General features: G+C 73.3%; 17 protein-coding genes. 6 read left to right on the forward strand and 11 right to left on the reverse strand.

The annotated features are described in order from the left end of the window. The first annotated feature begins 11 nt into the window (after nt 1–11). On the forward strand, nt 12–461 hold the full coding sequence (locus Mco01_RS01490; RefSeq protein WP_204055075.1) for a hypothetical protein: 450 nt from the start codon (nt 12–14) through the stop codon (nt 459–461). A 46-nt stretch (nt 462–507) separates the two neighbouring features. On the opposite strand, the gene Mco01_RS01495 is transcribed toward Mco01_RS01490, so the two are convergent. From Mco01_RS01495 to Mco01_RS01525, 7 genes are all read right to left on the reverse strand, one after another. After that, on the reverse strand, nt 508–1,671 hold the full coding sequence (locus Mco01_RS01495; RefSeq protein ID WP_204055076.1) for a hypothetical protein: 1,164 nt from the start codon (nt 1,669–1,671) through the stop codon (nt 508–510). A 165-nt stretch (nt 1,672–1,836) separates the two neighbouring features. Then, on the reverse strand, nt 1,837–2,535 hold the full coding sequence (locus Mco01_RS01500) for an endonuclease/exonuclease/phosphatase family protein (RefSeq protein ID WP_204055077.1): 699 nt from the start codon (nt 2,533–2,535) through the stop codon (nt 1,837–1,839). A 4-nt stretch (nt 2,536–2,539) separates the two neighbouring features. Further along, a complete protein-coding gene (locus Mco01_RS01505; RefSeq protein ID WP_204055078.1) occupies nt 2,540–3,481 on the reverse strand; it encodes an ROK family glucokinase in 942 nt (313 codons plus the stop codon). Nucleotides 3,482–3,593: 112 nt separating this feature from the next. Beyond that, nucleotides 3,594–4,052: a hypothetical protein gene (locus Mco01_RS01510; RefSeq protein WP_204055079.1), complete on the reverse strand. Its 459-nt coding sequence runs from the start codon at nt 4,050–4,052 to the stop codon at nt 3,594–3,596. Between the two features lie 8 nt (nt 4,053–4,060). Continuing rightward, on the reverse strand, nt 4,061–5,221 hold the full coding sequence (locus Mco01_RS01515; RefSeq protein ID WP_204055080.1) for an ArsA family ATPase: 1,161 nt from the start codon (nt 5,219–5,221) through the stop codon (nt 4,061–4,063). Further along, nucleotides 5,218–5,655, reverse strand: a complete 438-nt coding sequence (locus Mco01_RS01520) for an SRPBCC family protein (protein WP_204055081.1) — start codon at nt 5,653–5,655, stop codon at nt 5,218–5,220. Before Mco01_RS01520 ends, Mco01_RS01515 begins: the two co-directional genes overlap by 4 nt. 14 nt (nt 5,656–5,669) lie before the next feature. Next, entirely contained in the window at nt 5,670–6,437 is a 768-nt protein-coding gene (locus Mco01_RS01525; RefSeq protein ID WP_036321646.1) for a metallophosphoesterase family protein, read from the reverse strand. Between the two features lie 244 nt (nt 6,438–6,681). Here Mco01_RS01525 and Mco01_RS01530 point away from each other — a divergent pair, with 244 nt between their 5' ends. Continuing rightward, the gene (locus Mco01_RS01530; protein WP_204055082.1) at nt 6,682–8,466 is read left to right on the forward strand and encodes an AMP-dependent synthetase/ligase; all 1,785 of its coding nucleotides are present in this window, start codon (nt 6,682–6,684) and stop codon (nt 8,464–8,466) included. A gap of 95 nt (nt 8,467–8,561) precedes the next feature. Here Mco01_RS01530 and Mco01_RS01535 read toward each other — a convergent pair whose 3' ends face one another. Beyond that, on the reverse strand, nt 8,562–9,287 hold the full coding sequence (locus Mco01_RS01535) for a FadR/GntR family transcriptional regulator (RefSeq protein ID WP_239103253.1): 726 nt from the start codon (nt 9,285–9,287) through the stop codon (nt 8,562–8,564). A 349-nt stretch (nt 9,288–9,636) separates the two neighbouring features. On the opposite strand from Mco01_RS01535, the gene Mco01_RS01540 reads away from it, so the two are divergent. From Mco01_RS01540 to Mco01_RS01555, 4 genes are all read left to right on the forward strand, one after another. After that, nucleotides 9,637–10,929, forward strand: coding sequence for an ABC transporter substrate-binding protein (locus tag Mco01_RS01540; protein ID WP_204055084.1), 1,293 nt, complete (start codon nt 9,637–9,639; stop codon nt 10,927–10,929). 152 nt (nt 10,930–11,081) lie between these two features. Then, nucleotides 11,082–12,029: a carbohydrate ABC transporter permease gene (locus tag Mco01_RS01545; protein ID WP_204055085.1), complete on the forward strand. Its 948-nt coding sequence runs from the start codon at nt 11,082–11,084 to the stop codon at nt 12,027–12,029. Then, a complete protein-coding gene (locus Mco01_RS01550; RefSeq protein ID WP_036321653.1) occupies nt 12,026–12,856 on the forward strand; it encodes a carbohydrate ABC transporter permease in 831 nt (276 codons plus the stop codon). The genes Mco01_RS01545 and Mco01_RS01550 overlap by 4 nt, the downstream gene beginning before the upstream one ends. A gap of 36 nt (nt 12,857–12,892) precedes the next feature. Continuing rightward, a complete protein-coding gene (locus Mco01_RS01555; RefSeq protein WP_204055086.1) occupies nt 12,893–14,233 on the forward strand; it encodes a glycoside hydrolase family 36 protein in 1,341 nt (446 codons plus the stop codon). Here the strand turns inward: Mco01_RS01555 and Mco01_RS01560 are convergent. From Mco01_RS01560 to Mco01_RS01570, 3 genes are all read right to left on the reverse strand, one after another. Beyond that, a complete protein-coding gene (locus Mco01_RS01560) occupies nt 14,187–15,338 on the reverse strand; it encodes a glycosyltransferase family 4 protein (protein WP_204055087.1) in 1,152 nt (383 codons plus the stop codon). The two genes, Mco01_RS01555 and Mco01_RS01560, sit on opposite strands and share 47 nt — an antisense overlap. Before the next feature lie 89 nt (nt 15,339–15,427). Next, nucleotides 15,428–16,309: a hypothetical protein gene (locus Mco01_RS01565; RefSeq protein WP_204055088.1), complete on the reverse strand. Its 882-nt coding sequence runs from the start codon at nt 16,307–16,309 to the stop codon at nt 15,428–15,430. A gap of 171 nt (nt 16,310–16,480) precedes the next feature. Further along, on the reverse strand, nt 16,481–17,029 hold the full coding sequence (locus tag Mco01_RS01570) for a C40 family peptidase (RefSeq protein ID WP_239103254.1): 549 nt from the start codon (nt 17,027–17,029) through the stop codon (nt 16,481–16,483). Nucleotides 17,030–17,039: the final 10 nt, after the last annotated feature.

Consider the following 17,039-nt stretch of genomic DNA (forward strand, 5'->3'; position numbering starts at 1 on the left):
CTGGGATCGCCGTGACGCCGCAAAGTGACGAGGACGAGGTCTGGCGCCAGATCGTCGCCTCGTTCAATGAGACAGCCGAGGACGCCTCGGCCGAACAGCCATGGCCCGACCGCGAGAACGTCTCGGACGAGGCCACCGAGGAGGGCGACGGGGAGCCCGGGGGCGACGCCTCCGAGCCGGCCTCCGAGCAGGCGGGGACGGCGTCCGAGGACGACGACCACTACGTTCCGCCTCCTCCTCCGCCGCTGCCCAGGGGCGACGCCATCACCCGGGCCTCGTGGGTCGCGCTGTTCGGCGGCCCCGCCTACCTCTTACTGGCCGCGCTGCTGACCTGGCCGATGGAGGGGTGGATCGTCTTCACCGCCGTGGCCGCGTTCATCGCGGGCTTCGTCACGCTCGTCGTCCGGATGGGCGACGGCCCGCCGCCCGACTCCGGGTGGGACGACGGCGCCGTGATCTGAGCGGCCCGCTCCCCGGCGAAGACCGCGCACTGATCAGGCAGGTTGATCACGGGGCGGGCGGCGGCCCGAAGCGCTCCACGAGGTCGGTGTAGTGGTTCTTGTCGTCCAGCGCGTGCCCGACGCCGATGGTCAGGTCGCCGACGTGGGCGACCGCCTGCAGCCGCACGGTCCGGTCCTGGGTGGACGCCTCGCCGCGCAGCGTCGTCCAGTGTGATCCGTCGTAGCGCAGGACGAAGCTCTCGGACGCGTGCGACGGGTCGTACCCGGAGATCCAGTAGGTGCCGTCGCCGTCGCCGGTCACGCCGTACAGCTCGGCCTTGCGCACCGGAGGCCGGTCCCGCTTCCAGCGCTTGCCGTCCCAGGTCAGGACGAGCGGCACGATCGAGCCGTCCGCGTCGTAGACGCCGCCGATGGCGATCGCCCGCTTGCGTCCGTCGGCGTAGACGTCCCGCAGGAAGCCGTCGTCGATCTTCGGCACGCCGGGGGCCGGCTTCCATCCGCTGTCCGACAGGCGCAGGACCAGGGGCTCGGTCCCGGAGTCGCCGACCGCCCAGCCGTCGGCCTTGCCCATGAGGGCCACGCCGTACAGGGCGCCGTCGGGCCCGTCGGTCGTCGTCCAGGTGGCGCCCTTGCCCGGGCCGGCGCTCGCGGCCATCAGCGCGTGGCCGTCCCGGCTCCCGACCGCGACGACGCGGCCGGCGGTCGCCGCCACGCCGCCGAGCCAGTCCCCCGGGCGGAACTGCGGCACGCCGATCCGGTCGAACCCGTTGCGCGACCCCTTCGCCACGTACGGCAGCCCGTCGTGGCCGTCGCCGACCGCCCAGATCTCGTCGGCGGAGGGCGCGGACACCGACCGCAGGTGGCCGGCGCCGGTGGTGTCGCCCCGCATGGCGACCTCCGTCCAGGAGGAGCCGTCCCAGTGTGTGATCACACCGCGGTTGCGCCACAGGTCCCAGGCGTTCTGCTGGCCGACGGCCCACACGTCCGACTCCGACAGGGCCGCGACGTCGGAGAGCGAGCCGTCCGCCGCCAGCCGTCCGGTCGGCCCGGCCGGGGCGACCTCGTCGCCCGGGTCCGCGGGGGCCGACGGCTCCGCCACCGGAGGCCGCACGACCGCGGCGGGAGCGGGGGCTGCGTGCGCGTGCGCGACCGATGTGACGCGCAGGAAATGCCCGGCGAGCAGGCCGGCGACGAGCACACACAACGGCACCGCACGCCGTATCGGACGGCGGGTCATGAACCGATCGTACGGGGGACTGATCCACCCCCGTCGCCAAGGTGGGGATTCCGAGCCCGAAGCGATGCTCGGATGTGACCGTAAGGTCCTATACGTACCAACCGGAACCTGGCCGTGAGAATCGGCCGTCCGCGCAGGTCAGAGGGGGTGCGACGGGCGCAGCTCGGCGACCACCGGGCGGTGGTCGCTCGCGGCGGCGAGGTCGGCCGGGGCGGCGCCCGCGTCGCCGCAGGACAGCACCTCGACGCCGCGGCCCGCGAAGACGGCGTCGATGCGCGCCCCGGGACGGGCGGAGGGGAACGTCCGGCCGTCGCCGCGGGGCGCGACCGTGAAGCAGTCGGCGTACCGGCGGGCCAGGTGGCCCCACGCCGGGCCGTCCGGCCGCTCGTTGACGTCACACCCGAGCACCGGCAAGGCGCGGGAGCCGCGGGCCGCCTCCTCCAGGAACGCCACCGCCTCGACCGCGTGCCGGAGCCGGGCCCCGGCCACCAGGTCGAGGTGGGCCGAGGCCACGGCGTACCGGTCGCCGTCCTTCTCGACCACGGCAAGGGCGACGGCGCGCCACTCCAGGCCGGCGTACCAGCGCAGCCGGAGGGAGCGCGCCCGCAGGACCCGTACGGCGGGCCCGGCGAGGACCGCGACGCCGCCGACGCGGCCGCCCGCCGCCACCGTCATGCCGAGCCGTGCCGCGAGGTCGCGCCGCCGGCGCCGCCAGCCGGCGAAGCGGGGGGCCTCCTGCAGGCACAGCACGTCGGGGCGCATCGCGGCGACCACCCTGACCAGCGCCTCCTGGTCGTCCCTCAGTGACCGGACGTTGTAGGTCGCGACCCTCAGCACCCGTTCAGCGGAGGCGGGCGAGGTCGGCGGCGCCGACGACTCCCGCGGCCGGGCCGAGCTCGGCGACCCGGATCTCGGCCAGCGGGCGGTGCCCCCGGCCGGTCAGCCGCGCGGCGAACTCGTCGCGCACGCCGTCGAGGAACAGGTCGGCCGCCCCGGAGACGCCGCCGCCGAGGATGAAGCAGCCGGGGTCGAGGATCGCCGCGATGTCGGCGAGACCCTGGCCGAGCCAGCCCGCGAGGCTGGCGAACGCCGCCAGCGAGGCGGCGTCGCCGCGCCGGGCCGCCTCCGTGACGTGCTCGCCCTTGATGCCCTCGACCGAGCCCGCCAGCTCCAGCAGACGGACGGCGGACGAGGGGTCGGCCTGGGCGTTCTCCTTCGCGTCGACCAGCAGCGCGCTCCCGCTGGCGTACTTCTCCCAGCAGCCCTGGTTGCCGCAGCCGCAGGCCCGGCCGCCCGGCACCGCCTGCGTGTGGCCCAGTTCGGCGCCCATCCCCCACCGGCCGCGGTACAGGTCGCCGGCCAGGACGATGCCGCCGCCGATGCCGGTGCCGACCGTCACGCACACCACGTGGCTCTCGCCGCGGCCGGCGCCGAACCGGTACTCGCCCCAGGCCATGGCGTTGGCGTCGTTCTCCACCACGACGGGCAGGTCGACGAGCTCGCTCACCTTCTTGCGCAGCGGCTCCTCCCGCCACGCCAGGTTGGGGGCGAAGCGGACGACGGACCGCGTCTCGTCGATGAACCCGGCGGCGCCGATGCCCACGGCCTCGACCTCGTGCCGCCCGGCCAGGTCGGTCACCGCCTCGGCGATCGTGAGGGCCATCTTCTCCGGGCTCCCGGCGGGGCTGTGGCGCACGCCGCTCTCCAGGATGCGCCCCTCCTCGTCGACGACACCCGACGCGATCTTGGTACCGCCCACGTCGACGCCGATGGTCAGCCCCATGCTGTCTCCCTCTCCGTCCGCCCGGCCCCGAGTCCGGAGCCCGGGCCGATTGAAGCGGATCAAAGCGGTATAGGCAACGTGACCGGGATGAGTCTCGACTTATCTCACCAGATCAGCCCAAATCGATGCGCTCCACCCCGGGTCCGTCCGGAGGCCGGTGCCCGGACGGACGCGACGGCCGCTGCAGGGCGTCCACCGCCTGGCGGAACGCCGCGAACAGCTCGCCGCCCGCCGCGATCAGATGGTCGGCGACGTCCCCGCCGGCATCCCGCCGCGCCGCGATCACCCTGCATACCGGGCAGGCCCGGCAGATGTACTCGTCGCCGTGGCCCTCCGCGACGGCCTCGCCCCAGACGTCCACGGTACGGCCGCCGCCGGTCCCGCCGAACGCCGAGCCGATCCCGCTCATGCCGCCTTTGACCAGGCCCTTGCCGAACTCGCGGCCCACCCGCTGCTGCAGCGCGTCGAGCAGCTTCATCGCCTCTTCGCCCGCCGACCCGAGCGGGTCGGGACGCCGCTGGCCGGAGCCCTGACGGTCCGCGCCGGCAGGGCCGCTTCCGTTGGTTTCCATAGGTTCGGTCATTTCGCCCCTCCTGCCTCGAACCGTACCCGGAGGCGGCCGTCGCGGAGCGCCGCCGCCGAGATCGTCCTGCGGGCGAGGGCGGCGGGCAGGGCGATCACCCGGCGGTACGGCCCGGCGGTGACGATCAGCTCGTCGCCCTTGCGGGCCAGGTCGACGTCGTCGCGGTCGGCGAGCGGCAGGGCGAGGGTGAGCTCGTCGGCGGTGATCCGCATCGGCGGCTCGACGGTGGGAGGGGCGAAGGGGTCGACGCCGGCGTAGACGTGCTCGGCGACCTCGGCGAGCGCCTCGGGGCCGACCGGCTCCGCCGGGAGGTAGGGGATCGTGAGGACCGGCAGCGGGGCGAACGAGGCGTGGACCTCCTCCATCCGCCGTGCCTGGGCCTCCACCCAGCCGCGGCGCCACTCGTCGGCGCCCCCGGCGGGGAAGACCCGGTTGGCGACGACCGCGTCGACGCGGTAGCCGTACAGGCTGAGGGAGGTGAGCGTGCGGCGGGCCTCGGCCACGACCACGGCCTCGGGGGTGAGCACGAGCCGTACGGAGGCCTGGTCACCGGTGAGGAGCCGGCGCACGTCCATGAGACCGCGATGCAGCCGCTCTCCCGCGGAGATCACCTGGCCCTCGGGCGCGCTCACCCTGGCGACGTGCCGGATCACCGGGGACAGCGCCCCGAGGAGCCGCCTGCCGACGGGAAGGAGGCGGTTGACGTGCCAGTCGAGGGCCTCGGGGAGCGCCAGCAGCCGCAGCGTCTCGGCCGTGGGGGCGCAGTCGACGACGACGACGTCCCAGCGGCCGGTGCGCGCCTGCTCCCGTAACTCGAGCAGGGCGATGACCTCCTCGGCCCCCGGGAGGACCGTGACCTCCTCGGACGTGATCTCGTCGAGGCCGAGCTCGGCGAACACGCCGGCGGCGTAGTCGCGCAGCTCGCCCCAGTGCCGTTCGAGGGACCTCTGGGTGTCCACCTGCTGGAGATAGAGGCCGGGCGCGGCCTCGACCGGCTCGTCGGAGTGCGGCACGGCCAGGGCGTCGGCCAGCGAGTGGGCCGTGTCGGTGGACACGACCAGCGTCTTCAGGCTCCTGCGGGCGGCGAGCGTGGCGGTCGCGGCGGCGGCCGTGGTCTTGCCGACCCCGCCCTTCCCGGTGAAGAGGAGGACCCTCATCGGCCCTCGACGCGCCGTTTGAGCCCCTTCAGCGCGGTGTCGATGATGACCTTCTCGGCCTTGCGCTTGATCATGCCGATCATCGGGACCTTGAGGTCCACGGCCAGCTCGTAGGTCACCTCGGTGCCGCCGGGGGCGCCGTCGAGGCGGTAGCTGCCGGTCAGCCCGGAGACCATCCGCCCGGCGTCGACCAGGCGCCAGCTCACCGCGTCGTCGCCGTCCCACTCGTAGCCGAGGACGTAGTCGTCGCTGATCACGCCGGCGTCGAGGACGAAGCGGACGCGCGACGGCCGGCCGTCCTCCCCCGTCTCCAGGACGTCGGCCGCCTTCACCTGGCCGGCCCACTCGGGATAGGAGGGGAAGTCGGCGATGACGGCCATGATTGTCGACCGGTCGGCGCCGATCGTGATGCTCGACGAGGTGCGATCAGCCATGCGCTAACCGTACTTCACCATTCCAGGGCGAAAGGCGTGCCGCGGCCGCGGAAATGGCCGACGTTGACGCACTCCGTACGGCCGACGCGCGTCCTGTTCACCAGTGGTTGGTGGACATGGCCGAACAGGGCGAACCGCGGCTGGGTCCGCCGGATGGCCTCCAGCGTGGCCTCGCTCCCCCGCTCGAAGCGCCGGGCCACCGTGTCGTACAGCAGGTCGGGGATGGCGGGCGGGATGTGGCAGCACAGCACGTCGACCTGGCCGACCGCCTCGACCTTGCGGGCGAACTCCTCGTCGTCGATCTCGTTGGGGGTGCGGTAGCGGGTGCGCAGCCCGCCGCCGACGAAGCCGAACGTGAGGCCGCCGATCTCCACGGTCGCCCCGTCCAGCACCCGCTGGCCCGGCCGCAGGTAGTCCTCCCAGTAGCGGGGCACGTCCACGTTGCCGTACGTGAGGTAGGCGGGCGTCGGCATCGCCGCGAAGATCTGCTCGTACTGCCGGCGGACGGCGGCCTCGAGGTGCTCGCGCGGGTCGCCTCCGAGCCCGGCCCACAGCTCGGCCGACATGGCCCGCGCCTCGTCGAACCGCCCGGCGGTGCGCAGGCCGATGAACCGCGTGGCCCGCTCCGCGCCGAACAGCTCGGCGAAGATCCCCTGGGAGTGGTCGGCGTAGTCGACGAAGAGGATGAGGTCGCCGAGGCACACCAGCGCGTCGGCGCCGTCGCCGGCTCGGGCCAGGGCGTCCACCCGGCCGTGGACGTCGCTGACGACGTGGATTCGCATGGCGACATCGTAAGCTCGGCGTGACGGTTGCCAACCAAACGCTTGTGCGAATCCGCGTGTTGGGACGGCCCCGGGAGGGGAGACTGATAGCGTGCGGGTTGGCCCGGATAACGCCTGGGTGACGGACCTACCCACGCGTAACATCGCACGGTAGCGTCCGGTGAGACACAAAGAGTGATGCTCCGCTGATGTGGCTCCGGCCCCCTCGTCCCGGAGCCCGACGGGGCTGGGCGAAGGAGTGACCGTGCGCGAGTTCAGCGTTCCCGTGCTGGTGGACGTCCCCCTGTCGGCGAACTGCACCGACGTGGTGTTCCAGCGCGGCGTGGACGAGCCGGCCGCCGTGGTGATCCGCCGCAAGGAGGGCGAGGCCCCCGGCGCCCCCTGGACGCCGGTGACCGCGGCCGAGTTCCGCGACCAGGTGGCGGGGGTCGCCAAGGGGCTGATCGCCGCCGGGGTCGAGCCGGGCGACCGGGTCGCGCTGATGTCGCGCACACGGTACGAGTGGACGGTCGCCGACTACGCCATCTGGGCGGCCGGCGGGGTCGGGGTGCCCATCTACGAGACCTCCTCCGCCGACCAGGTGAAGTGGATCCTGTCCGACAGCGGCGCCAAGGCCGCCGTCGTCGAGCTCGCCTCCCACGAGGACGCGGTCCGCGAGGCGATGCCCGGCCTCGGGCCGGTGTGGCGCATCGAGGGCGGCGGCCTCGACGAGCTCACCCGGCTGGGCGCCGAGGTGACCGGCGACACTCTGGCCGAGCGCCGCTCCAGCCGGGGCGGCCGCGACCTCGCCACGATCATCTACACCTCCGGCACGACCGGCATGCCGAAGGGGTGCCGCCTCACCCACGACAACCTGCTGTTCACCGCGCGCAACGTCTCCAGGGGCCCGCTGGAGTCGCTCTTCGACGTCGACGGCAGGGCCGCGCTGCTGTTCCTGCCGCTCGCGCACAGCTTCGCCCGGCTCATCCAGATCGTGCTGATCGAGACCGGGACGGTCCTCGCGCACACCCCCAACATGAAGAACGTGGCCCCCGACCTGCAGGCGTTCAAGCCCACGTTCCTCCTCGGCGTGCCGCGGGTCTTCGAGAAGGTGTACAACGCGGCCGAGCAGAAGGCGACGTCCGAGGGCAAGGGCAAGATCTTCCACGCGGCCGTGGACGCGGCGATCGCCTGGAGCAGGGCGGAGAGCACGGGCGGCGCCGGCCTCGGCGTCCGGCTCAAGCACGCGATGTTCGACAGGCTCGTGTACGGCAAGCTGCGCGCCGCCACCGGGGGCGCGCTGAGCGCCGCCGTCTCGGGCGGCTCGGCCCTGGGCGAGCGGCTCGGCCACTTCTTCCGCGGCGTCGGGATCGAGGTGTTCGAGGGCTGGGGGCTCACCGAGACCAGCGCGCCCTCCACGGTGAACATCCCGGGCGCCAACAAGATCGGCACGGTCGGCAAGCCGTTCCCCGGCGTGGGCGTCCGCATCGCCGACGACGGGGAGGTCCTGGTGCGGGGCCGGCACGTCTTCGACGGCTACTGGAACAACGAGCGCGCCACCAAGGAGGCGATCGACCCCGAGGGCTGGTTCCACACGGGGGACGTCGGGCAGCTCGACGACGACGGCTACCTGCGCATCACCGGCCGCAAGAAGGAGATCCTGGTCACCGCGGGCGGCAAGAACGTCGCGCCGGCGCCCCTGGAGGACGCCATCCGCGCCCACCGCCTGATCAGCCAGGTGATGGTGGTCGGCGACGACCGGCCGTTCATCGGGGCGCTGGTCACGCTCGACCCCGAGGCGCTGGAGCAGTGGAAGCAGGCCAACGGCAAGGCCGAGGTGTCCACGAGCGACCCGGCGATCGTGGCCGAGGTGCAGAGCGCGGTGGACGACGCCAACCGGACGGTCTCCAAGGCCGAGCAGATCAAGAAGTTCCTCATCCTGGAGGGCGACCTCACCGAGGAGAGCGGCCACCTGACGCCGTCGCTGAAGGTGAAGCGCAACGTCGTGATGCGCGACTTCGCCAAGCAGATCGACGAGCTGTACGGCTGACGCCGCCCCGCCGGGCGGCCCCGCCCGGCGCTCAGGCCCGGCGGCCCCGCCTGGCGGTCGGGCCGGGCGGTCGGGCCGGGCGCCCGGCCCGGCGGTCAGCCGAGGTCGGCCTGGGTGCCCAGCCAGTCCTCGACGGCCGCGACGTGGATCGCGGCCGCCGTGCGCGCGCTCTCGGGGTCGCGCTCGACGAGGGACCGGTAGATGCGGTCGTGCTCGGCGAAGGTGCGCTCGAACACGCCTTCCACCCGGTAGCCGCGCCAGACCCGCGCGCGGAAGGTGCGGCTGGACAGGCCGTCGAGGATCGCGGACAGCACGGGGTTGCCCGCCGCCTCGATGATCAGCCGGTGGAACTCCAGGTCGTGGCTGACGATCTCCTCGGCCGTCCCGCCCTGCTCCATGGCCGTCATCTCGGCGCGCAGGCGGGCCAGGACCTCGTCGTCGATGCGGGCCGCCGCCGTGGCCGTGGCGGCCGGCTCAAGGATCTTCCTGACCTGCACGAGGTGGAGCAGCGTGTCGCCGCGGGAGATCTCGGCCACCACCCCGAACGTGTCGAGGAGGTCGCGCGGCTCCAGCGCGGTGACGTAGACCCCGGCGCCGTGCCGGGACTCCAGCACGCCGAGCACGGTCAGCGCCCGGATGGCCTCCCGCATCGAGCTCCGGGACAGGCCGAGGTCGGCGGCGAACTCCCGCTCGGTCGGCAGCCGCTGGCCCGGCAGCAGCGCCCCTCCGGAGATCATGTCCATGATCCTGCGCATGGCCCGCTCGGTGACCGTGGTGCGGGCGCCGGACGTCCCGCGCTCCTCGGTGATTGGCCGCTTCACTCCGCGCTCTTCCTCGGCTGGCATGTGGTCCTACCAATTCTGCCATCCCGCCCGCACCGGTCCGGGAATTGTGCCGCGCGGACCGACCAGTGGTCGGACCTTCGACACGGACGCCACCAGGGTGCGCCGGCCGCCCGCCCAGAGGCCGCCGCCACGTCACACCTCGGTATCGGCCGGGGCGCCGGGGCCCGGCCATCTTGACATGGTACGGAGCTCATAGGTAAGCACTGGTCGTACCAATCAGCTACAACAGGCGGGCCTCTCCCCGAAATATCCGGTGTTTCGGCGCGGAGTGGTCCGATGAGTAGGGTCGTCGACTCGCTGCGGTACCGGCGAGGAAGGTGGCAGTATGAGAAGGATCCTGGTGCTCGGCACAGCTCTCACGGTCGCCGGCGGCCTGAGCGCCTGCTCGGTCGGCGACCAGACCGGGGGCGGCGGTCAGAGCGGCGGCTCCGGCGCCTCGGGGAGCAAGGAGATCACGTTCCTGGTCTTCGAGACCGACAACCTCACCCCCAAGTTCTGGGACGACAACATCGCGAGGGTCAGCAAGAAGGTCGGGGTGACGGTCAAGAAGATCGTCGCTCCCGGCGACCGCACGGCGTACGCCAAGCAGCTCCTCGCGTCGGGCCAGTTCCCCGACGTGCAGATCGGCCTGCAGGACCTGCCCTCGTTCGACAACGGCGGCAACCTCGCCACCTTCGGCGACAGCGAGCTGTCCCAGTTCCTGTGCCCGAAGTGCAGCGCCATCAAGGGCAGGACGGTCCAGCTCCCGGCCAACACGCAGACCTGGCAGGTCTTCTACCGCAAGAGCCTGTTCCAGAAGGCGGGCATCTCCGCGCCGCCGAAGACGTACGCGGAGCTGCTCGCCGACGCGGCCGCGCTGAAGGGCAAGGGAATCCAGCCGTTCGTGATCGGCGGCAACCCGAGCTGGGGCTCCTCACTGCCCTGGACCGGCACGCTGACCACCGACCTGTACGCGGCCGACCCCGAGTGGATGCACCAGCGCCGCGAGGGGTCGACGAAGTTCGACTCGCCCGAGTTCCTCAAGGCCACCCAGAAGTTCGCGGACCTGGCGGCCAAGGGCTACCTCAACAAGAAGGACCTCGGCCAGAGCTACGACGCCTCTCAAGCCGCCTTCCTCGACGGCAAGGGCGCGATGTACCCGATGGGCAGCTGGTTCGCGGCGGCGAGCGACGCGTCCAAGGCGAAGGACGACATCGGCATCTTCGCCTGGCCGGCGGACGACGGGTCGTTCCACCTCCCCTCGTTCACCGGCGGCGGCCTGTCGGTCAACGCGAAGTCCCCCAACGTCGACCTCGCCAAGAAGTTCGCCCTGGCGTGGCAGACCGACAAGGACTACCTCGACACCTCGGCGGTGGCCGACGCCCTGTTCCCCGCGATCAAGGGCTACACGCTCCCCGCCAAGGACGGCACGGTGTTCAAGGCGGTGTACGACCTGTACCGCGAGGCCGTGGACCAGAAGGCCACCGTCCCCGCCTTCGGGTGGGAACAGGGCGACGACGGGATGATCGCCGGCATGCCGGACAAGTGGAACCTCACCGCGCAGGACATCATCACCGGCAAGAAGACGCCCAAGCAGGCGGCGGGCTACCTCGACACCGAGTGGGATAAATCATCCTGATCGAAAAGTGCGGTCCGTGAGCGCTCACGGGACTCACGGGCCGCCATCCGGGCAGGTCAGCGAACCGGCCCGGGGAACGGCACCTCCGCGAGGATCCGCGCCGGGCCACCGCCCGGCGCGGACCTCACCCAAGGCAAGGACTGAAGGAATCCATGGTCTCCGACGTGGCCACCCGGCCTCGTGCGCCCCGGGCCGCCGGCCGGACGCGCCATCGACGATCCCGCGGCGTCTGGCCCCGGGTCTGGCACTTCCTGAGCTTCGGCGCCCCCGGCGTGCTCATCTACGTCTGCTTCGTGCTCGTGCCGATCGCGGTGAGCTTCGGCTACAGCCTCACCAACTACAACCCGTTCAACCCGCCGACCAGGTTCGTCGGGCTGCGCAACTACCAGCTCATGCTGCAGGACGACGCGTTCCTGACCTCGCTGCGCATCACCACGATCCTGACCGCGATCGTGGTGATCGTCCCGAACGTGCTGGGTCTCGGCATCGCAGTGCTGCTCGACCGCAGGGGGTGGCTCTACAACGCCCTGCGCGGCGTCTTCTTCACGCCGATGGTGCTCAGCTCGGTGGTCATCAGCGTGATCTGGACCCGGATGCTGCAGGACGACGGCCCGGTCAACCAGGTGCTGCGCGCCCTCGGCGTGCAGGACCCGCCGGGCTGGCTGTCGGACCCCGACATCGCGCTCTACTCCCTGGCCACCGTGCTGTGCTGGCAGATGCTCGGCTTCTGCGTGGTCATCTACCTCGCCGGCCTGTCCGGCGTGCCGAAGGAGCTGATGGAGGCGGCCGCCATCGACGGCGCCGGCCCGGTCCGGCGGTTCTGGCGGGTCACCTGGCCGATGCTGGCCCCAGCCCTGACCGTCAACACCGTGGTGCTGCTGATCTCGGCCTTCAAGATCTTCGACCACGTGCAGGTCATGACGCAGGGCGGCCCCGGCACCGGCTCGACCGCCACGATCGCCTTCCTCGCCATCCAGACCGCGTTCGTGGACAACCACCAGGGATACGCCTCGGCCGAGGCCGTCGCGATGCTCGTCGTGATCGCCGCGCTCACCGCGGTCTCGCTCGCGGTGCTGCGCAGAAGGGAGATCGACCAGTGAGGGACACCGCTCCCCCGTGGGCGCGCCCGCTCGCCGCCCTCGCCGTCGGCGCCTTCTTCTTCGTGCCGCTGTACGTCGGCGTGATCAACACGTTCAAGAGCCCCGACCAGATCCGGACGGACCCGATCGGCGCGCCCCACCCGTTCACGCTGCGCAACCTGAGCACGCTGCTGACCCGGCCGGACAACCTCTATTGGGCGAGCGTGACCAACAGCATCCTGGTCACCGGGCTGTCGGTCATGGTGCTGACCGTGCTGTCGGCCACCCTCGGCCACTACCTCGCCCGTTCGCCGAGCCGGTGGGGCCGCGGCCTGATGCTGCTGCTCCTGTGCGGGCTCATGATCCCGCCGCAGGTGATCCTCGCGCCGGTGACGTACGTGCTGCGCGCGGTGGGGCTGATGGGCACCCTGCCCGGCCTCGTGCTGTTCAACGTGGGCTACTACGTCCCGTTCGGGGTGTTCGTGTTCACCGGGTTCATGCGGTCGGTGCCGCGGGACCTGGAGGAGGCGGCCGCCATCGACGGCGCCACCCGCGGCCAGATCTTCTGGCGGATCGTGTTCCCGCTGCTGCGGCCGGCCACCGCGAGCGTGCTGATCTTCCTCGGGGTCTGGATCTGGAACGACTTCATCGATCCGCTGATCATCCTCGGGCCGAGCCAGGGCACCACGATCACCACCGGCATCTTCCGCTCGGTCGGGGTCTGGCGGACCGACTACGGAACCATCTTCTCCCTCATGTTCATGGGGACCATCCCGGTCCTCGTCTTCTACCTGTTCCTGCAGAAGCACTTCGTGAAGGGCCTCACCGGCGGCGCCACCAAGGGCTGACCCTCACCACCACATCCGATCCCCCAGGAGGGGTGCATGTACGAACTGATCGAGGTCCTTCCCGTCGACCCGGCCGCGGCTCGCGTGTACGAGCACGGCTGGCAGTCGTGGAGCCCCTCGACCGACCATCCGGCGACGGCCACCGGAGCCCGGCCGGTGCGGCCCGTGACCCAGATCATGAGCTACCGGCCCGGCCGGCCGGGACCCTCGCGCGGCTTCCAGGGCGAGGGCCTCCTCGCGGTCGAGCCGGGCGACGGCACCACCGTGGTCTACGGCTGCGCCGACGGCCTCACCGGCGTGGCGTCGATCCGGGCCGAGCCCGACGGCGACCGCCTGGTCATCAGCGCCGAGGGCCCGGTGACGGCGCGGACCCACCCGGGACCGCTGTACGACGCGCTGTCCGCCTGGGCCGACGGCTTCGCCCTGCGCGCCGGAGCCGGGCCCATCCGGCCCGCCCCGACCGTCTGGTGCTCCTGGTACCACTACTTCGAGCACGTGACCGAGGCCGACGTCGACGAGAACCTGCGGGCCGTGGTGGACGCGGCGCTTCCCGTGGACGTACTGCAGATCGACGACGGCTGGGAGGCCGAGATCGGCGACTGGCTCGACCTGTCGGACCGGTTCGCCTCGCTGGAGGGGCTGGCCAAGCGCATCCGCGACGCGGGGATGCGGCCGGGCATCTGGGTGGCGCCGTTCCTCGCCGGCGCCCGCAGCCGGGTGGTCCGGGAGCACCCCGAGTGGCTCATCCGGGCGGACGGCGGGCACGCCGGCGCCGGGCACAACTGGGACCAGGACCTCGCCGGGCTCGACGTCACCCACCCGGGCGCCGCCGCGTACCTGCGGGAGACCTTCGGGACCCTGCGGGCCGCCGGCTTCGACTACTTCAAGATCGATTTCCTCTACGCGGGGGCGCTCGACGGACCGCGGCATTCGGGAGCCGGCCCGCTCGAGGCGTACCGCGAGGGGCTGCGCCTGATCAGGCAGACCATCGGGCCGGAGGCGTACCTGCTGGGCTGCGGCGCGCCGATCCTGCCCAGCGTCGGGCTGTTCGACGCGATGCGGGTCTCCGCCGACACCGCCCCGCAGTACGAGCCCTGGTACGGCGACCCGGCGCTGCCCGGCCAGCGGGGCGCGGTCCTGTCCACGGTCGGGCGGGCCTGGCAGCACGGCAGGTTCTGGGTGAACGACCCCGACTGCCTGATCGTGCGTCCCGAGGTCGAGCGGCGCGAGGAGTGGGCCGAGGTCGTCGAGCGGTACGGCGGCCTGCGGGCGTCGTCGGACCGCATCGCGGCGCTCGACGCGTGGGGCCTGGAGACGACCCGCAGGCTCCTCAGCGACGTTCCGCCGCCGGTCCCGTTCCCCGCGCCGGCGAGCTGAGCAGGCCGGCGAAGCGGGCGGAGACCAGGTCCCACCGCCACTCCTCCTCGATCCAGGCCCGGCCCCGCTCGCCCATCGCGCGGGCCCGGGCCGGGTCGGCCAGCAGCCCGGCGAGCGCGGCGGCGACGTCGTCCCGGGAGGCGCCGTCGACGACCAGGCCCGTCTCGCCGGGCCGTACGGCGTCGGGGGCGCCCCCCGAGGAGCCCGCGACCACCGGCAGCCCGGTGGCCGACGCCTCCAGGTAGACGATTCCGAGCCCCTCCACGTCGATCCCGGCGAGCCTGCTGCGGCACGGCATGGCGAACACGTCGCCCGCGTCGTAGTGGGCCGGGAGGGCGGCCCACGGGACCGACCCGGTGAACACGACCGAGCGCGCGACGCCGTACCGGGCGGCGGCGCGCTCCAGCGCGCGGCGGGAGGGGCCGCCGCCGACCAGCAGCAGGACCGCGTCCGGGACGCGGCGCAGCACCAGCGGCCACGCCCGGATCAGCACGTCCTGGCCCTTGCGCGGCACGAGGCGGGACACGCAGACCGCCACCGGCCGGTCGCCCAGTCCGAGCGAGGCCCGCACGCGCTCACCGCCCGCTCCCGGGCGGAACGTCGCGGTGTCCACCCCCGGCGCGAGCCTGACCAGCTTCCGCGCGGGGACGACGGGGGCGAGGCGGCGGCGGGTGTACTCGCCCAGGTAGGTGACGACGTCCGCGCCCTCGCCGATGCGGCGCAGCAGACGCCGCGAACCGGGGAGGCGCGCCCACGACGCCTCGTGACCGTGCGTGAGCATGACCACCCGGGCCGCCCCGGCCCTGCGCAGCGCGGGCGCGAGCAGGCCGAGCGGCGCCGCCGCGCCGAAGACCACGGTCGCGCCGTCCTCGACCAGCCCGGCGGCCGTCCGGGCGACCGACCGCGTCGGGAGCATGAGCGATGAGGGGTGGCGCACCACCTCGTACGGCTGCCGAGCGTCGAATTCCTCGCAGCCCCGCCACCTCGGGGCGTACACCACCACCGAGCCGGGCGGGCGGCGCGAGGCGAGCCCGTGCACGAACGCCTGGATTCCGCCGGGGCGGGGCGGGAAGTCGTTCGTGACGATCAGCGTCCTCTTCCCCATGCCCGCCCCTTCGATCCCCTGCGCGCGGCGCCGGCCCTCCGCATACCCGGGAGGCGCCGCGTCATGACCGGCATTCTCGCAGCACGGGCTCACGGCGGGCCCGGCGCCAGCTCCGCCCGCACGTACGCCCGCCACCGCAGGGTCAGCTCGGAGATCGTGAGGCCGAGCGTGTCGCGCAGGGCCCGGTCGAGCCCCTCCCGGAGGGCCGCCCGGTAGAGGGCGACCAGGGCCCGCTCGCCGAAGCCCTCGGCGACGTACCGGCAGGCCAGCCACGCCCCCTCGTACGCCTCGGGCGGCCGGGCCGCGAAGTCGTCCGGTCCGGGCAGCGCGGCGGGCGCCCGTCCGGAGGCGCGGACGGCGGCGGCCAGTTCGGCGGCGACCGCCGCGACCGGCAGTCCGCTGTCCTTGTATCCCACGTAGTCGGCGAAGCCCTCGACCAGCCAGGCCGGCACGCCGGCGTGGACGGCCGCCCCGGTCGCGACATGGGTGAGCTCGTGGGTGAGCACGATCTGACGGCCGGCGCGCGACAGCCGGGCGAAGCCGGACGGCTCCACGATCACGCGGGCCGCCCCGGCGAGCGCCGCCAGCCCCTCGACCCGGGCCGGCGCGGCCAGCGCGGCCGCGTCCGCGTCGGTGGCGGGGACCAGGACCACCGCGTCGACCGGCCGCCCCCATACCCGGGCGACCGCGCGGCTCCCCCGGTCGGCCAGCACGGCGAGGCCGGCGACGAGGGCCTCCGGGCGGCCGACGACGACCGCGTGCTCGCCGCGGGCGACCGAGGCGCCGGTCCACATGGCGGGGTGTTCCCGGACGATCGAACGGGCCAGCGGGAGCAGCGGGTCCGCGGGTGCGGCCGCGGCCGTGAGCCCGGCCAGCGCGACGGCGGCCGTCCCCGCGAGGAGTGCCCGGACCCCGCCCCGCCGCGCAGCCGCCCGTCCGGACGGTCGAAGGCGGTGGTGGGGTGGGCGCATGGCGAGCATCGTAGTGAGCCGGCCCGGCGACCCCTGGCCCGGCGACCCCCGGCCCCGCAACCCCCGGACATGCCGCGGCCCCTGTCGTGGTGAGCCGACGCGGCGACGCCTGGACATGCCGCGGCCCCGCCCACCCGGGGGTGGACGGGGCCGGGGCATGGACGCCTGAGGTCAGGCGCCCGGACGGACGGCGCCCGCGAAGGTGCGCCTGCGGTAGGAATCGAGCTTGTCGATCCTGACCCGCGCTCCGGTGTGCGGCGCGTGGATCATCTTGCCGTGCCCGACGTACATGCCCACGTGCCCGCCGCCGCTGCTGAAGATGAGGTCGCCGGGCTTGAAGTGCCCCCACGCGACCTTCTTCTTCACGGCGCCGCGGATGGACCACGTCGTGCGCGGCAGCCGTACGCCCGCCTTGCGCCAGGCGTACTGGACGAGGCCGGAGCAGTCGAACGCGCGCGGGCCGGTGGCTCCCCACCGGTACGGCGCGCCGATGTGGCTCTCGGCCGCACTCACCGCTCGCCGAGCCTTGGTCCGCTGGAGGGCGGCCCTGCTCAGCTTCACCTTCCTCTTCGAGACGGCCTTCGCGGCGGAGGCCGTCTTCGTCGAGGCCGTTCTGGAGACGGCCGTGGCGGACGTCTCCGTGGCCACCTTGGTGACCGTCACTGTCACCGAGTCCGCCGCCGCCGGCTGGGTGCCGACGGCCCCCACGGACGCCGTCAAGGCGACGCCT

Origin of the sequence: Microbispora corallina (assembly GCF_016863035.1) — a bacterium.
GTDB classification, from domain to species: domain Bacteria; phylum Actinomycetota; class Actinomycetes; order Streptosporangiales; family Streptosporangiaceae; genus Microbispora; species Microbispora corallina.